Below are 14,710 nucleotides of genomic sequence, written 5' to 3'. Positions count from 1 at the left end.
GCGAAGGGCTCCATGCAGATCCATCGTTTGCGTCAACTTCTCTCCGTGGAGCGGGCACTGGGTCCCGCCCCCGGCAAGGCGGCCGGGCCGGACGGGTTCACCGCGTGGTCCCGGCGGGTGCGGGACGTCGTGGACCGGCTGGCGCGCGCCGAGCGCGGACCGGTCGCGGCGACGAGCGAGCGGCCGCCCGAGACGGCGGACGGGCTGGTGCGGGAGAGGCTGCTGTTCGACAGCCCGGCCCGGGGCCGGTTCCGGGCCACCGCGCTGGCCCCCGCCGGGAGCGGGCCGCTGCCGGCCGTCCTCGTCGTCGGGGGCAAGAACGCCCGGCTCGACCAGCTGACCGGCGACGAGCCGCCCGACCACCCGGACCGCAACGTCGCCGAGCACCTGGCGCGCTCGGGCTTCCTCACCCTCGCCGTCGATCACGGCATCGACGGCGGTCTCGACCCGGGCCGGCTCGCCGGGCGGGACGAGGGGACGCTCCTGGCGCACGCCTTCGCGCTGCGCGGCCATTCGCTGCTGGGCGCCCTGCTCGGCGACGCGACCGCCGCCCTCGACTGGCTGCGCGCCCACCCCCGGGCCGCGCCCGGCCGGACCGGGATCTTCGGGCACAGCCTCGGCGGGGCCGTCGCCCTGCACACGGCCCTCCTCACGGACAGGCCGACGCCCGTCTGCGTGGCCGGTCACCTCGGCAGCTACCCCGCGCTCTTCGCCCGGCTGCTGACCGGCTTCGAGGGGGCGGTACTGCCGGGCATCCTCGAATACGCCGACCTGCCCGAACTGCTCGGCGCCCTGGCCCCCGCCCCGCTCCAGTTGCAGTACGGGCTGCGCGACCCCTACCTCGACCCCGCCGACGCCCGCGAGGCCGCCCGTACGATCCGCCGCGCGTACACCGCCGCCGGTGCGGCGGACCTGCTGGACGTGCTGGAGCTCGACATGGGCCACGGCACCGACCGGGAGCGGGCGGCCGCGTTCTTCACCCGGGCCCTCGCCGCGCCCACCGCGCCCGCCACCACCCCGGTGCCCGCGCAGCGCGTCCGCTTCACGGCGGAGGAGCGGCGGACGATCGCCGACCGGGTGGACGACGCCCTGGCCTGCGGGGTGCTCACGCAGGGGCCACAGGTGACCCGGTTCGAGGCGCTGGCCCGCACCTGGACCGACGGCCGGGAGACGGTCGCCCTCTCCTCGGGCACCGCCGCCCTGGAGATCGCGCTGCGCGTCCTCGACGTCGCGGGCCGTACCGTGCTCGTCCCCGTCAACACGTTCTTCGCCACCGCCGCCGCTGCCGTCCGGGCGGGGGCGCGGGTGGGCTTCGTGGATCTGGAGCTCGACGGGCTCGGCATGGACCCGGGCGCCCTGCGGGCGGCGCTCGCTGCGGCCGGTCCGGTCGCCGCCGTCGTGCCGGTCCATATCGGCGGGGTCGTCTCGCCCGCCCTCGAACCGCTCCTGGAGGAGTGCCGGGCGCGCGGCATCCCCGTTCTGGAGGACGCCGCGCACGCCTTCGGCAGCACGCTGCACGGGCGGGCGGCCGGGGCCTTCGGGCGCTTCGGCGCGTTCTCGTTCTTCCCGACGAAGGTGGCCACCAGTGCCGAGGGCGGTCTGCTGACCGGCGCCGGGCCCGCCGACCTGGAGAGCGCGCGGCGCTGGCGCGACCACGGCAAGAGCGCCCCGGGCTCCACCCTGCACGACCGGCCCGGCGGCAACTGGCGGCTGAGCGAACTGCACGCGGCCGTCGGCACGGTCGACCTGGAGCGCTTCGCCCCGGCCCTCGCCGCCCGCCGGGCGCTGGCCGCCCGCTACGACGAACTCCTCGTCGGCGTCCCGGGTTTACGTCCGTACGTCCCGCCCAAGGCGTCGGAGAGCAACTTCTACAAATACCTCGCCTACCTCGACGATCCCGTGGTCCGGGGGCGGCTCAAGGCGAGGCTGCGGGAGCGGCACGGCGTCGCGCTCGCGGGCGAGGTCTACGACACGCTGCTCTGTGACCAGCCGTTCTTCCGCGAGCGGGATGCCGGGGCGGCGACCTTCCCGCGAGCGCGCTGGTTCGCCGAGCGGCACATCGCCCTGCCGCTCTACCCCACGCTGACGGAGGCCGAGCAGATCCGGGTGGCGGCCGCGCTGCGGAGCGAGCTGTCGTGACCGCGCGCCCGGTCACGCTGCCCGCCTTCCGCCGGGCGGCCTGGCACACCTCGGCGGACACGCTCCGGCTGCCCGGGCCGCCCGCCGAACTGGCCCTGGTGCCCGAGGTGGTGGCGGCGGCCGACCGGCGCTGGTGGGAGACGGAAGCCCTCGCGCGCGAGGGGGAGTTCCGTCCCGCCGACCGGCGGAAAATGCTGGCCGAGGCGCTGGACCTGTTCGCGGACGGCACCGTGACCATCGGCGATTCCCTCGTCCAGGGCGCGGCGGAGTTCCGCGCGGCGATGTGGGCGACGGCGGGCGTCCCGGCCGCGCTCGTGGACCGCTGGTGCACTCTGCTGCGCGAGGCACTGCCCGAGGCCGGGGTGCCGGACGAGGGAGTGCCGGACGGTGCTCTGTCCCTGGTGTCGCTGCCGGGCAACACCTTCTCCTGCCTGGAGTCCGTGCTGTCCGAGGCGGCCCGCGGCGCGGCGGTCTGGGTGCGCCCCAGCCGCCGCGAACCCTGGTCCGCCGCCCGTCTCGTGGCGGCCCTGCTGGCGGTCGGCTGGCCCGCCTGGCGGCTCGGCCTGTACCCGTCGGAGCGGCGGACGCTGCGCGGCCTCATCCGCCTTACGGATCGTCAGATCGTCTACGGGGGCGCGGGGCTGGCGGCTTCCGTGCGCGGCGCGCCGCACCTGACCGTGCACGGCCCGGGGCGCGGCTGCGCGCTCGTACCGCCGGGGACGGTCCCGTCCGAAGCCGTGGCGTGGCTGCTGCCGCTGGTGGCGGGGGACGGGGGCCGGTTCTGCACCAATGTGCGGACGGTCGTGTGTCCGGGGGCGGGGGCGGACGCGCTGGCCACCGCCCTGGCCGAGGCCCTCGACGCCCTCCCCACCGATCCCGCCGCCCCCTGGCCGCTGACCGCCTGCCGCGCACCCGGCGAGGCCGAGCGGGCGGCTTGGGGCGTGCGGGAGCGGCTGCGCCCCGGCGACCGGCTGCTGACCCGGCGCCCTCCGACGGCCCGTACCGGCGCCGGCGACTGCGACGTGTACGCCCTGCCCGCTCTCGCGCTGCTGGCCACCGACGACCCCGGCCACCCGCTCGTCGGTCATGAGGTGCCGTTCCCGTTCGCGGCCGTGGTGCCCACCTCGCCCGCCGGCGCCGAGGCGATCGCCGCCGGCTCGCTGTTCGTCCACAGGCCCCCGGAGGGACCGGTATGACCTGCGACCTCTACGCGACGATGCGCGAGCGTGTGCCCGAGCTGCGGATCGGGCTCGACGCGTGGACGCGGCGGATGATGCGCTGGCACTTCTCCCCCGCGACCGGCTCCCCGTTCTGGCTGTCCCGCCGCTCCGGCCTGGGCTTCGGCCCGCTCACCGATGTCGACGGGTTCGCCGCTCTCGCGCTCTTCGGCCTGTTCGACAAGGCGGAGCTGAGGGCCGCGAGCGCCCGGGAGCTGCTGCCGCGCGGGTACCGGGACCGCCCGTTCCGCGTCTTCGAGACCGGTGGCACGACCGGGCCGCCCTGCCGGATCGTCAACGTCTCCCGGCTCGCGTACGACGTGGCTCTCTACCGGGCGATGCTGGAGGCCCGGGGCGTGGCCGGTGGCGACGTCCTCGCGATGACCCCCTCCGGGCCGCATGCGTACGGGCACTTCGTGGAGGGGCTCGCCGACAGCTGGCGCGGGGCCGTCTTCGCCGTCGACTTCGATCCCCGGTGGGTGAAGGCGGAGATCAGGGCGCACGGCGAGGCCGACGCGTACACCGACCACCTCGTGGCGCAGACGGAGGCGCTGCTGACCGCCGAGCGGCCCGCCCTGCTCTTCACCACGCGCGGCTGCTGCTCGCCCTCGCCATGCGGCTGCCGAAGCCGATCGACGCGTACGGGCTGCGGGCGGTGTGCACGGGCGGTACGTCCTGCACGGCGGCGGAGGCGCGGTACCTGCGCCAGGAGCAGTTGCGGGACGTGCGGTGGATCGACACCTACGGCAACACGCTGGTCGGGCACGCGCTCCAGGCGGACGGGCCGGAGCCGGGGAGCCACTCGTACCACCTGCCGCCGCCGTTCGCCGTGATGGCGGTCGTCGACCCCGACGACCCGTGGCGGGAGGTGGCCGTCGGCGAGCGGGGCCGGGTGCGGGTGACGACGCTGCTGGAGGACCTGTTCCTGCCGAATCTGCTGGAGCGGGACAGCGCGGTCAGGACCGGCCCCCACCCGTGGTTCCCGTGGGACGGCGTCACGGCCGTACGCCCCTGGACGCCGGGGGCGGGCGGAGAAGACATGGAGGGCGCCGTCGAAGGCGTCTATTGAACGAAGGCGCCCACTGAACGGGGGAGAAACCTCATGACGACGCTGTCCTCGAACGGCCTTCCGCTCGCCTTCGACGAGGAGCTGTTCACACCGCTGCGGGACAGTACGGAGCTGCGCTCCCGGCCGTCCTCGTTACGGGCCCGGCTGCGCGCGGACGGCTGTCTGTATCTGCGCGGGGTGCTGGCGCGGGAGGACGTACTGCGGTTGCGCGAGGCGTACTTCGCGTCCTGCGATCCGGTACTGCTCGCCCCGGGGACGACCCACCGCGAGGGGATCTTCTCCGGCCAGGTGCCGCCGGGGCTGCCCGCGCACGGTGTCCCCGGCCATCCGGCGCACGCGTTCGTCCGCTCCGAAACGTTTCACCGCTTCCTGGCCGACCCGGCGCCGGCCGCGCTCGCGGAGTCCCTGCTGGGCGGCCCGGTGCAGATGCTCCCCCGCCGGATCCTGCGCCACTTCCACCGGGGCTCGCGCCTCGCCTCCCGCGCCCATGTCGACCGCGACTACATGGAGCGGGGCTCGGACCGGGTGCTGACCCTGTGGATACCGGTGGGCGACTGCCCGCCCGCCACCGGCGGCCTGGTCTACCTGGAGGGTTCCCACACACTGCCGCCCGCCGCGTACGCACCGCTGCGCGCTGCGGGTGACCGCCCCGGCGACCGTCGGCCCATCAGCCACGACCTGGCCACGACGGCCCGGGCGCTGGGCCGGCGTTGGATGTGGGCGGACTACGCGGCGGGGGACATCATGGTCCACCAGCCGCACATCGTCCACGCCTCCCTGGACACGACGACGGACGCGATGCGGCTGTCGGTGGACGCCCGGTTCGTGCGGCGCGGTGACACACCGGATCCGCGCTGGCTGCGGACGTGGTCGGGGGACGACGGGGCGTGAGGAAGGATTTCCGTGGTGGCCCCCGACGCCGGAACGACCGGCCCACCAGGCGTCCTTGGCCCCGCACCCGTCCGCGCGGGCTGTCAGCCCGGTTGCTTGATGCTCTCGATGATGCGGGCGAAGCCTTCCTTTCCATGGCCCGCGTCGATCTGGCGCTGGATGAGCCGCTGGACCATGGCGACCACCTCGGTGCTGATGCCCTGGTCGGAGCTGGCGGCCAGGAGGTGGCCGAGGTCGGAGAACTCGAGGCTCTGTTGCCCTTCGACGGTGTAGTCCCCGCCGTCGATGACTGCGGCGAACCCCTCGAAGCCGCCGGTCATGGCGGTCAGCCACGGCGCGGCCATGGCGGCGAACTCGCCCGCCGTCACGCCGGCCGGGGCGACCATGGCGGCGCCGTGCAGGAACCCGGCGAACATGACGTACATGCCCGCGAGCAGGGCGAGGTCGTACAGGGACGCCAGCCCGGCGTCGTCACCGAAGTAGGTGCTGGTTCCCCACAGATCGAGCATCGGCTTGTACTGATCGAAGACATCGGCCGATCCGCTGTAGAGGATCGAGGATCCCGGCCGGCCGATCATGTGCGGGACGGCCATGATGCCGCCGTCCAGATACGCGATCCCGGCCTGGGCGGCCCAGGCCGCCAGTTCCCGTGACTGAGCCGGTGACGTCGTGGTCACGTTGATCAACGTGCGTCCGGCCAGCTCATGGGTGAGCGGGTCGAGCACCTCGTGGACCGACGCGTGGTCCAGCAGGCATGCGATCACCACCCCGCTCGCCCGGACGGCGTCGCCCGCGGTGGCAGCGGCCTGTGCACCCTGCGCGACGAGGTCGTCCGCCTTCCCCGGTGAGCGGTTCCAGACTGTGGTCGCGTATCCGGCCTTCACCAGGGCGCCCGCGAGAGCGCTGCCCATCGCGCCCAGCCCGAGAACACTCACCTGGACGTTGTTGCTGGTTGCCATTCCTGGAACTCCTCCTCGTGTTCATCGTTCGACTGAATCCTCTGCGCTGCCAGTAGAGTTGACCAGTACGGACTAATTAGTCAGGTACTCACCCGCGGGTAAGTACGTCTTGGAGGGCGGATGGCGACATCAGCACGACGCGGTCCCTACTTCTGCGGCATCGACGCGGCGATGGACGTGGTCACCGGCAAGTGGAAATCGCTGATCCTCTGGGAGCTGCACCACCACGGGATCCGCCGGTTCGCCGAGCTCCGGCGCGGGTTGCCGGGCGTCAGCGAGAAGATGCTGATCCAGCATCTGCGGGAGATGGAAGAAGACGGGCTCGTGCATCGTGAGGTGTACCGCGAGGTGCCGCCGAAGGTGGAGTACTCCCTGACGGAGCACGGCGTCTCGCTCAACGCGGCCCTGGCCTCATTGGGAACGTGGGGTGCCGAACGCATGCGGCGGATCGGGGCCGAGAAGGTCTCCACCGACGTTGCCGGAACAGTTTCGCGCTAGCACGCGACAGAAGCGGACGCGGCCGACCGGGCGCTTTGCGGCGGCGCCGCGCGTGGGGCTGACGAGAAGGAGTCGTACGTGCCGAGCAGGACCCTTTCCGAGCGACTGACGGCCTACGCCGTGCTGGCCCACGACCCTGCGGTCCCGGGGATCGCCGCCGACTACTGGGAGCTGAGCGAGCCGCACTACCGGGCGGTCGACGCGCTGCTCTCCGGTTTCCTGGCGGCCCGGCCGGAGGCGGCACAGCCGTACAAGGACCTGGTCGCCGACCCGACAGCGCTCGCGCCGCAGCTGGAACTGCGGCAGCGTCTCGCCCGGTCGCTGGCGACGGCCGACGGCAAGGAGCGGGCCCGGCTCGCGGCGGCGGTCGAGGAGGCGGACCGGCACATCTGGATCGACTACCACGTGGGGTCGGGTGACGAGGCGACCCCGGCCGGGACACCGGCGACGGGTCCGGACCAGGCCTCAGGTCCCGCCGTGGTCCACATCGTCATCCCCTTCCGGGACCGCGACGCGGACGGCCTGCGCACCCGTAATCTCCTCGCCTGTCTGCTCGCCCTCGCCGACCAGGGACCGGGCCCCGCACACCACGTCACAGTGGTCGAGACCGACGACCGCCCGCGCTCGCGCGCCCGGCTGGAGCCGCTCGTGGACCGTTACGTCTTCGCGGAGAACCCGGGGCTGTTCAACAAGTCCTGGGCGGTGAACGTCGGCGCCCGCACCGTCCCGGACTCCGTCCCGTACCTGTGCGTCCTGGACGCCGACATCCTGGTGGACCGCTCCTTCGTCCGCCGCAACGTCGACCGCATCGCCACCGGCGCCCACGGCACGCACCTGCCGTTCCGCTGGTCGCTGTCCCTGGACGAGCCGTCCAGCCTGCGGGCCATCCACGCCCGCACGGCCCTCGGCCTGCCGGACGTACCGGAGAGCACGCTGCGCGGCCTGCTCCTGCGGGAACCGCCGGGCGGCTGCGTCTGGGTCCGCACCGAGGTCTTCCACGGTGTCGGCGGCTTCGACGAGCGCTACGAGGGCTGGGGCGGCGAGGACGACGACGTCATCGCCCGCCTCACGGCCGCCGCCGGGGTCGTGCGCTTCGAGGACCCGCTGCTGCATCTGAACCATCCGCGCCCCCGGATGACGCGGGAGGGCGTGCCGTTCAACGCCCATATCGAGCCACTGAGCTGGACGGCGGAGGCGGGGTACGGGGACCCGTCGGCGTTCGCCCGCCGAAAAGATCGGCACCCCGACGGCGGTCCCGCCTAAGGGTTGTCCCGTAACTACTGATCAGGGTCAGGAGATCTTGCTGTGGCTGGTGTGATCGCGGCCCGAGATGTCCTGGATGGCTCGCCGTCACGACGGCTTGGCTTGATAATCTGCGGCGATGGACGAGGTATTGGACGAGGGGCCGTTCTTTCACGGCACAAAGGCCGAGCTGCGGGTCGGAGATCACCTCACCGCTGGTTTCCGTTCCAACTACCGGCCCGAAATCGTGATGAACCACATCTACTTCACCGCGTTGCGCGACGGCGCGGGACTCGCCGCCGAACTCGCCACCGGCGACGGGGCCCCGCGAGTGTATGTCGTCGAACCGACCGGGGAGTTCGAGAACGACCCAAACGTCACCGACAGGAAGTTCCCTGGCAATCCCACCCGCTCCTATCGCAGCAGGGAACCGCTCCGGATCGTTGGCGAGGTCACCGACTGGACGCGACAGACACCCGAAGCCCTCCAGATGTGGCGAGACCGGCTGGCCGCAATCCGTCTGGACGACCGCGCCGAAATCATCAACTAAAGAGTGTCCCGTATGGGATGGGGCAACTCACGCCCCATCCGGGACAAACCAGACGGGCAGCTCGGGCAGGCTGTCGATGGGCAGCTTGGGCAGGGTGCCGCAGACAGCGGCCGTACGGCAGGCGTTCCGCAACGTCAGGTTCGTGCGCCAGTACGTCGCCACCAGCAACACTCGGTTCTCCAGCGACAGCCGCCAGGGACGGCCGCGCCGGATGTCACCACCGCGACGCCGTACCCACGCGACCAGCCCGGTGAACTGCGACTCGATCAGACCTCTAGGCTGCCGTCCATGCAGGCACATGACGACGAATCCTTCCTCGCCCATGTCACGCAGCGACTCGCGGCACTGCCGTGTGTGCACGCGGTCGCGCTGGGCGGCTCGCGGGCCACGGGAACGCACGGGCCCGACAGCGATTGGGACTTCGCCATCTACTACCGGGGCGCGTTCGATCCGGAGGACGTGCGCGCGCTCGGTTGGCCGGGCGAGGTCTCCGGGATCGGCGGGTGGGGCGGCGGGGTGTTCAACGGCGGCGCCTGGCTGACCGTCGAGGGCCGGCGCATCGACGTGCACTACCGGGACCTGGACGACATCGAGCACCATCTCGCCGAGGCCCAGGAGGGCCGTTTCCACGTCGAGCGGCTGCTGTGCCACCTGGCGGGCATCCCCACCTACATCGTCCTCGCCGAACTGGCCGTCAACCAGGTGCTCCACGGGGAGCTGCCGCGCCCCGCGTACCCCGAGGCCCTACGGCGGAGCGCCCCGGAGCGCTGGTGGGGCGACGCCCGGCTCACCCTCGCCTACGCCCGGACCGCCCACGCCGAACGGGGGCACCTCGCCGACACCGCCGGGGCCGTCGCCACCGCCGCCTGCCAGGCGGCGCACGCGGTGCTGGCGGCGAAGGGCGAGTGGGTCACCAATGAGAAGAGGCTGTTGGAACGGGCGGGGCTGCGCGGCATCGATCACGTACTCAGCGGCCTGTCGCCCCGGCCCGAGGCTCTGACCGGGGCGATCGACAAGGCGGAGGCGTTGCTGGAGGCGGCCGTCAGGGCTTCCTGAGCCGGTACACGACGTTCGGCCGCAGCGGCCCTTCGGGGAAGTCGAGGTCGTCGAAGTCGTCGGCGGGGTCACGGGTCATGCCGAGCCGGGCCATCACCGCCCGGGAACGGGTGTTGGTGGCGGTCGTCACCGCGAGGATCTCGGCGAGCCCGAGCGTCTCGAAGCCGAACGCGAGGACGGCACGGGCGGCCTCGGTGGCGTACCCGTGCCCCCAGGCCGAGCGGGCGAGGCGCCAGCCGATCTCCACGCCGGTGAACGGCGCCCAGTCCTCCACGTCGTCGAGGCCGGCGAAGCCGATGAACTCACCTGTGGCGGTCACCTCGACGGCCCACCACCCGTAGCCGCGCGCCGCGAATTCGGCCTGGAAGACAGCCACCGAGGCATCGGCCCGCTCCCGCGTGAGCGGCTCGCCGAGGAATTCCCGGACCTCGGGATCGGCGTTCATGGCCGCCCACGGGGCGAGGTCGGCTTCCCGCCAGGGGCGGAGCGTGAGGCGCTCGGTGCGCAGTTCGGTCATGCGGCCAAGGAGACGCCAGCGGTGGCCGAAACGTCCACCGGATTTCGGGGCCCGGGCCGGCAACTGCCGGGAGCCCCGGCTAGAGCCAGCTGACGCGGGCATTGGTGACCGGCTCGTCACCGCTCGGCGGCCTGCCGAGTTCACCGGCCCGCACCCCGGCCAGCAGTCGGCTGACGGCGTCCATGATCTCCGGTACGGCACGCCGGAGACCGGCCGCGTCCGCCGCCCCGACCTCCTCCCGGGCCACGCCCGCCTCGACGAGCACACTGTCGAGGTCGCCGAGCCGCTCGGCCAACCACCCCAGGGGATCGGCGGACAGCTTCTCGTCGAAGACTCGCGCGCCGGGGCTCCACCCCTCGAACCGGGGGTGGTGATGGGTCCGGTCGAAACTCCCGGCCGGCCCGGCCACCGACTCCAGCAGGTCCACGCGCCACAGCGGCCGGTCGATCGCGATGGGCCGGGCGGAGTAGATCGACCCCTTCAGGGCCCCGCTTTCGACGTGCCGCAGCTCCAGGCGCACACCGCGCTCGGCGCCTTCCTGCCCGGGTGTCGGGTCCGGGTCGACGAAGTAGAGGTCGCTCACCACTACCCCGACCCGCTCAAAGCCGTATGCGTAGAACACGAGACCGTCCTCACGTTCGTATCAAGTGGCGCTGCGTCGGGCGGTGTTCACCGCTTTCGTACGCCAACGGTACCGCCGCGGGGTACGGGCGCGCCGTGCGGTCGACCACCCCGCGCCACCACCGGATGATGGAGTCCAAGGGCTCGTAGCCGTAGGCCGCCGACGAGCGGTGTCGCATGGCCTTGAGTCTCCAGTGACTGGAGACAGCAGAGTGAGGGTCATGGACGTTACGACCCTCTACTCGATCGGGGAGCTTTCCCGGCGGACCGGCTTGTCTGTGAGGACCATCCGGTTCTACTCCGATTCGGGGGTGGTAGCGCCGACCACCCGTAGTCCCGCCGGCTATCGGCTCTACGACCTTGACGCACTGCTTCGTCTCGAACTCCTCCGCACACTGCGCGAGCTGGGCATGGACCTGCCCACGATTCAACGGGTGCTGGAACGCGAGCTCTCGGTGGCGGAAGTCGCCGCGGCGCACGCCGACGCCGTGGACGTCCAGATCCGGATGCTGCAACTGCGTCGGAGCGTCCTGCGAGTCGTGGCCAGCCGCGGGGCCAACCCCGAGGAGACCAAGCTCATGCACAGGCTCACGCAGTTGTCCGGCGAGGAACGCCGACGTCTGATCGACGATTTCGTGGAAGGCACCTTCGGCACAGGGGCTGCCGACCCGGCCGCGGTGGCCATGGTTCGCGCTGCCACTCCCGACCTCCCCGATGATCCGACCGGCGAGCAGGTCGCCGCGTGGGTGGAGCTCGCCGAGCTGGTGGGCGACGAGGATTTCCGTGCCCGGATGCGCCGGACGGCCGTACGCCAGGCCGCCGGGCGCCCGCTCGACATCGAGCGCGATGCCGGCGAGGAACTGATGGAGTTCACCCGCCAGAAGGTGGCCGAGGCCAGGAAGTCGGGCATCGACCCGCTCAGCGACAGGGGCGCACCCGTCATCGACGACCTCGTGCACCGCTTCGCCGCGGTGCTCGGGCGCACCCCTGACACGGAATTCCGGCACTGGATGGCGCAGCAGTTCGAAGAGGCGCACGATCCCCGGGTGGACCGGTACTGGCGGCTGGTGTGGATCGTCAACGGCTGGCAGGTAGTACCGAACCTGATCCCGGTGTACCCCTGGCTCATCCAGGCCCTGAGAAATGACCGCGCCGCATAGATCGCCTGCGGACCTCAGACGAGGGCGCCCAACGTCGATGTGTGACTCACGACCTGGACGCCCTCACATTGCAACAACTGCTGAGCCCGCGCCCCCTGCGCGCCAGCCGGCCCGGCGTCAGGCACAGCCGGAGGTGCCCGAGGGCTGAGGGCCACGCCGGGAGATCATCCGAAGGTTCGCGACATTTCGGTGGTGTTCTTCGGATGGCAGGAAATGCCCTCCCGCTCCGACATGTCGGATGACACGCTGCCTGGGGTCAGATTCGGGCATTGCCCGGAGTTCACGTCGGAAAGGGGAAGGGTTCCATGCGTCGTGCCATTCCGTTCGCCGTGGCGTCTGTGATCGCTCTCAGCACCGCTCTCGTCGCGCCCAGCGCGGTTGCTGCCCCCGGCGGAGGGCCTTCCACGCTGGGCTACCCATGCTCGCCTGGGAACTTCTGCATCTTCTCCGACTGGAACGGCGGCGGGGAGAGGTGCGAGTGGTCCGTGAGCAAGAAGGCCAACACCGCAGACGACTGCGGATTCATCCAAAAGGGATGGAACGTCCGTTCCGTGCGGAACAACACCGGTCACCGCGTGCAGTACTACACGCAGACCAACTACAAAGCACGGGTGGGCTCCACCCCGAAGGGCGGGGAGGGAAACCTCCAGGGGAGCTACCAGATTCGTTCCTTCAAGCCGCAGTAACCGCGTCCCGAGCATTCCGCCGAGACGAATAACAAGGGAAAGGGTGCCCCGCCCGGTATCTCGGGCGGCCCACCTACGCGTTCGGCCGACGACCACGAACGCGAGCATTCCTGCGTGTTGATGGAGCAGGGTTCCGTGTTCCGTTGGCGGCAGCGGGCGGGAAGCCCCCGCATCGCCGACGGGGATGTCCGGTGTCGACTGCCGGGGCGGTCCGGCAAAACTTCCCCGTCCTGCGGGAACAGGACAAGGGACGGGCCCGCCAGGCCCAGGAGCCCGAGGCAGGGCGCGGCACGGCCCTCGCTCACGTGGCCACCCCGCCCCGGCTGTTGTCGCTCACCAGGCCGAGGAGCATCTGGCAGCTGCGTGCCATCTCCTGGCACCACACGTGCGCGGCGTCCACGTCGGTCCCGGCGTCGGGACAGTCGGCGTGGGTGAGCCGGTAGCGCACGTGCGTCAGCCCGTGTCCGGTAAGACCCGGCCCCGCGACGAGCGACGCGTGCCGTGGGCAGCGGCGGCCTGCGGCAGCAGGGCTTGCGCGTACTCGGCCGGCCGCTGCGCCGTGGTGGTGACCACGGCCGGGTCGAGGCGGTCACCGACGGGCAGAGGCGCGAGTGCGGCTGCGATGGTCTGCCGAACGCGGTCGACGTCGAGTTCGCCACCCCTCGCAGCCGAGGCCGGGCGAGCCGATGGGTTGTTCGCCGCGTTCACCGGGCCTCCTCGCTCGTGGCGTCGGCTGCCGCCTCGAGGACCTGGGCGAGACGGGCCGCGACCTCCGCCCGGCAACCGCCGAGTTCGACGAAACCTTGGTGGTTCACCGGCTCGGAGCTGCGCAGTGACGGGATGACCAGACCGTGCCGCGCGAGCGCCGCCCGCAGTTCCGCGGCCGCCGCGTCACTGGCGTCGAGCGCGGCGTGCCGCTGCTTCCAGTACTTCTTGGCCGCCTCGGTATTGATCCCGGCCGGCCGGCCGGGATGGGACTGCGTCATCGGTTACGACGACACCGAGCCGGTCGGATTCGCCTACGGAGCGCCCCTCCCCACAGGCACCCCCTGGTGGTCGAAGATCAGCGGCCTCGCCCCCGAGTTCACCCACGAGACCGACAGCCGTACCTTCGCCGTCAGCGAGGTCATGGTCCGCCCCCGCTGGCGCAAGACCGGCACAGCCGAACTCCTCCACCACGAGCTGCTCACCGGCCGCCCCGAAGCCCGCGCCACGCTCTTCGTCGACAACTCCCACCCCAAGGTCGCGGCGCTCTACGAGAGCTGGGGCTATACCGGCGTCGGCGAGTCACAGCCCTTCGCCGACGCACCGCTGATGATCGCCATGGTCCGTCCGCTCCACCGCCCGACGTGACGGCCGCCAGCCTGCCGAAGCCGACGGACGGCCGTCTCCCAGGGGGAGACTCCCCCGAGCCCTGCACCCGGACCACAGCTCGCTCCACCAGCGGGCAGCGCAGAGGACTCTGCCGCACCGCCAGGCCGCCAGGCTCGGCCCTTACCCGCGAACAAGAGCTAGTCGGCGAGGACCCCCGTGTTCTGGCAGGCGGTCAGCAGCCAGCGGCCGTCGGCTTGCTTCGAGATCACGTACAGCGGGGCGCCCTCGCTCTCCTCGCCCGGGGCCAGGTAACGCTGACGGACCTTGACCGCCGCGACGTCGGGGCGGATGAAGAGCACGTGGACCACCTCGTAGGTGACCTTGCCGTCCCAGCTCGCCGCGGGGAGGACCTTGCGGGTGAACTCTGAGATCGCGTCGAGACCGATGAGGACCTTGCCGTGAGCCGTCGTCCAGATCGCGTCCGGGTGGAAGAGGCCGAGGAACTCCTCGGGGTCCTTGTTCTGCTGGGAGTGCTCGACGGTGGCGACGAGCCGGCTGATCGCTTCGATGTCTGCCGCGTGGGATGTGGATTCCGTGGTCATGTGGATCAGCGTCACACCTCAAGCGCGGCTGAGGTCAAGCGGGTGATCGCATGGCGATATGAGCATGACCGGATGTCCGGCCCGGTTCCGGCACATCGGCCGGGCCGCCGAACAGCGACAGGTAGCGGCGGGAGGACTCCACCGGCACAAACGTGTCCTTCGTCCCGTGAACCACCAGCGTCGCCCACC

The 14,710-nt window shown here is 71.9% G+C and carries 19 protein-coding genes and 1 pseudogene; 12 read left to right on the top strand and 8 right to left on the bottom strand.

Going from position 1 to position 14,710, the window contains the following annotated elements:
- The first annotated feature begins 12 nt into the window (after positions 1–12).
- The 5 genes from AB8O64_RS24275 to AB8O64_RS24255 are packed head-to-tail and all read left to right on the top strand — an operon-like array spanning position 13 to position 5,316.
- A complete protein-coding gene (locus AB8O64_RS24275) occupies positions 13–2,139 on the top strand; it encodes a DegT/DnrJ/EryC1/StrS family aminotransferase (protein WP_370421362.1) in 2,127 nt (708 codons plus the stop codon).
- Positions 2,136–3,335, top strand: a complete 1,200-nt coding sequence (locus AB8O64_RS24270) for a hypothetical protein (protein ID WP_370421360.1) — start codon at positions 2,136–2,138, stop codon at positions 3,333–3,335. The genes AB8O64_RS24275 and AB8O64_RS24270 overlap by 4 nt, the downstream gene beginning before the upstream one ends.
- Complete coding sequence (locus AB8O64_RS24265; protein ID WP_370421359.1) at positions 3,332–4,189, top strand: hypothetical protein; 858 nt, start codon at positions 3,332–3,334, stop codon at positions 4,187–4,189. Before AB8O64_RS24270 ends, AB8O64_RS24265 begins: the two co-directional genes overlap by 4 nt.
- Complete coding sequence (locus AB8O64_RS24260; protein ID WP_370421358.1) at positions 4,189–4,425, top strand: hypothetical protein; 237 nt, start codon at positions 4,189–4,191, stop codon at positions 4,423–4,425. The genes AB8O64_RS24265 and AB8O64_RS24260 overlap by 1 nt, the downstream gene beginning before the upstream one ends.
- A 33-nt stretch (positions 4,426–4,458) precedes the next feature.
- Positions 4,459–5,316 carry a phytanoyl-CoA dioxygenase family protein gene (locus AB8O64_RS24255; protein WP_370421357.1) on the top strand — a complete coding sequence of 286 codons (858 nt, stop codon included), beginning with the start codon at positions 4,459–4,461 and terminating at the stop codon, positions 5,314–5,316.
- An 83-nt stretch (positions 5,317–5,399) separates the two neighbouring features.
- Here the strand turns inward: AB8O64_RS24255 and AB8O64_RS24250 are convergent, their stop codons facing one another.
- A complete protein-coding gene (locus AB8O64_RS24250; RefSeq protein WP_370421356.1) occupies positions 5,400–6,275 on the bottom strand; it encodes an NAD(P)-dependent oxidoreductase in 876 nt (291 codons plus the stop codon).
- A gap of 120 nt (positions 6,276–6,395) precedes the next feature.
- Between AB8O64_RS24250 and AB8O64_RS24245 the strand changes: the two genes are divergently transcribed.
- The 3 genes from AB8O64_RS24245 to arr all read left to right on the top strand — a co-directional run bounded on the left by AB8O64_RS24245 (position 6,396) and on the right by arr (position 8,565).
- Positions 6,396–6,773 carry a winged helix-turn-helix transcriptional regulator gene (locus AB8O64_RS24245; protein ID WP_370421355.1) on the top strand — a complete coding sequence of 126 codons (378 nt, stop codon included), beginning with the start codon at positions 6,396–6,398 and terminating at the stop codon, positions 6,771–6,773.
- Between the two features lie 78 nt (positions 6,774–6,851).
- Entirely contained in the window at positions 6,852–8,036 is a 1,185-nt protein-coding gene (locus AB8O64_RS24240; RefSeq protein ID WP_370421354.1) for a galactosyltransferase-related protein, read from the top strand.
- 118 nt (positions 8,037–8,154) lie between these two features.
- Positions 8,155–8,565 carry an NAD(+)--rifampin ADP-ribosyltransferase gene (arr, locus tag AB8O64_RS24235; protein ID WP_370421352.1) on the top strand — a complete coding sequence of 137 codons (411 nt, stop codon included), beginning with the start codon at positions 8,155–8,157 and terminating at the stop codon, positions 8,563–8,565.
- 126 nt (positions 8,566–8,691) lie between these two features.
- On the opposite strand, the pseudogene AB8O64_RS24230 reads toward arr, so the two are convergent.
- Positions 8,692–8,889: pseudogene (locus AB8O64_RS24230) on the bottom strand (hypothetical protein); the annotation flags it as partial.
- Between AB8O64_RS24230 and AB8O64_RS24225 the strand changes: the two are divergent.
- Positions 8,854–9,621, top strand: a complete 768-nt coding sequence (locus AB8O64_RS24225) for a nucleotidyltransferase domain-containing protein (protein ID WP_370421350.1) — start codon at positions 8,854–8,856, stop codon at positions 9,619–9,621. The pseudogene AB8O64_RS24230 and the gene AB8O64_RS24225 sit on opposite strands and share 36 nt — an antisense overlap.
- Here the strand turns inward: AB8O64_RS24225 and AB8O64_RS24220 are convergent.
- Both AB8O64_RS24220 and AB8O64_RS24215 read right to left on the bottom strand, forming a co-directional pair.
- Positions 9,608–10,138 carry a GNAT family N-acetyltransferase gene (locus tag AB8O64_RS24220; protein WP_370421349.1) on the bottom strand — a complete coding sequence of 177 codons (531 nt, stop codon included), beginning with the start codon at positions 10,136–10,138 and terminating at the stop codon, positions 9,608–9,610. The genes AB8O64_RS24225 and AB8O64_RS24220 overlap by 14 nt on opposite strands.
- A gap of 79 nt (positions 10,139–10,217) precedes the next feature.
- Positions 10,218–10,760, bottom strand: a complete 543-nt coding sequence (locus AB8O64_RS24215; RefSeq protein ID WP_370421347.1) for a hypothetical protein — start codon at positions 10,758–10,760, stop codon at positions 10,218–10,220.
- A 220-nt stretch (positions 10,761–10,980) separates the two neighbouring features.
- On the opposite strand from AB8O64_RS24215, the gene AB8O64_RS24210 reads away from it, so the two are divergent.
- Both AB8O64_RS24210 and AB8O64_RS24205 read left to right on the top strand, forming a co-directional pair.
- A complete protein-coding gene (locus AB8O64_RS24210) occupies positions 10,981–11,919 on the top strand; it encodes a MerR family transcriptional regulator (protein ID WP_370421345.1) in 939 nt (312 codons plus the stop codon).
- A gap of 305 nt (positions 11,920–12,224) precedes the next feature.
- Entirely contained in the window at positions 12,225–12,605 is a 381-nt protein-coding gene (locus AB8O64_RS24205; protein ID WP_370421344.1) for a peptidase inhibitor family I36 protein, read from the top strand.
- 301 nt (positions 12,606–12,906) lie between these two features.
- Here AB8O64_RS24205 and AB8O64_RS24200 read toward each other — a convergent pair whose 3' ends face one another.
- Genes AB8O64_RS24200 through AB8O64_RS24190 form a run of 3 tightly spaced genes read right to left on the bottom strand, consistent with a single transcriptional unit; the run spans position 12,907 to position 13,591 of the window.
- Positions 12,907–13,053, bottom strand: coding sequence for a hypothetical protein (locus AB8O64_RS24200; protein ID WP_370421343.1), 147 nt, complete (start codon positions 13,051–13,053; stop codon positions 12,907–12,909).
- A 5-nt stretch (positions 13,054–13,058) separates the two neighbouring features.
- A complete protein-coding gene (locus AB8O64_RS24195) occupies positions 13,059–13,313 on the bottom strand; it encodes a hypothetical protein (protein ID WP_370421342.1) in 255 nt (84 codons plus the stop codon).
- Entirely contained in the window at positions 13,310–13,591 is a 282-nt protein-coding gene (locus tag AB8O64_RS24190) for a hypothetical protein (protein WP_370421341.1), read from the bottom strand. Before AB8O64_RS24190 ends, AB8O64_RS24195 begins: the two co-directional genes overlap by 4 nt.
- Here AB8O64_RS24190 and AB8O64_RS24185 point away from each other — a divergent pair.
- Positions 13,554–13,958 carry a GNAT family N-acetyltransferase gene (locus AB8O64_RS24185; RefSeq protein WP_370421340.1) on the top strand — a complete coding sequence of 135 codons (405 nt, stop codon included), beginning with the start codon at positions 13,554–13,556 and terminating at the stop codon, positions 13,956–13,958. The genes AB8O64_RS24190 and AB8O64_RS24185 overlap by 38 nt on opposite strands.
- A gap of 158 nt (positions 13,959–14,116) precedes the next feature.
- Here AB8O64_RS24185 and AB8O64_RS24180 read toward each other — a convergent pair whose 3' ends face one another.
- Positions 14,117–14,521 (bottom strand): SgcJ/EcaC family oxidoreductase, encoded by a 405-nt coding sequence (locus AB8O64_RS24180; RefSeq protein ID WP_370421339.1) that lies wholly within the window; start codon positions 14,519–14,521, stop codon positions 14,117–14,119.
- Positions 14,522–14,710: the final 189 nt, after the last annotated feature.

The organism is Streptomyces sp. QH1-20, assembly GCF_041283565.1.
Lineage (GTDB): Bacteria > Actinomycetota > Actinomycetes > Streptomycetales > Streptomycetaceae > Streptomyces > Streptomyces syringius.
This window is presented reverse-complemented; position numbering and strand designations above follow the sequence as displayed.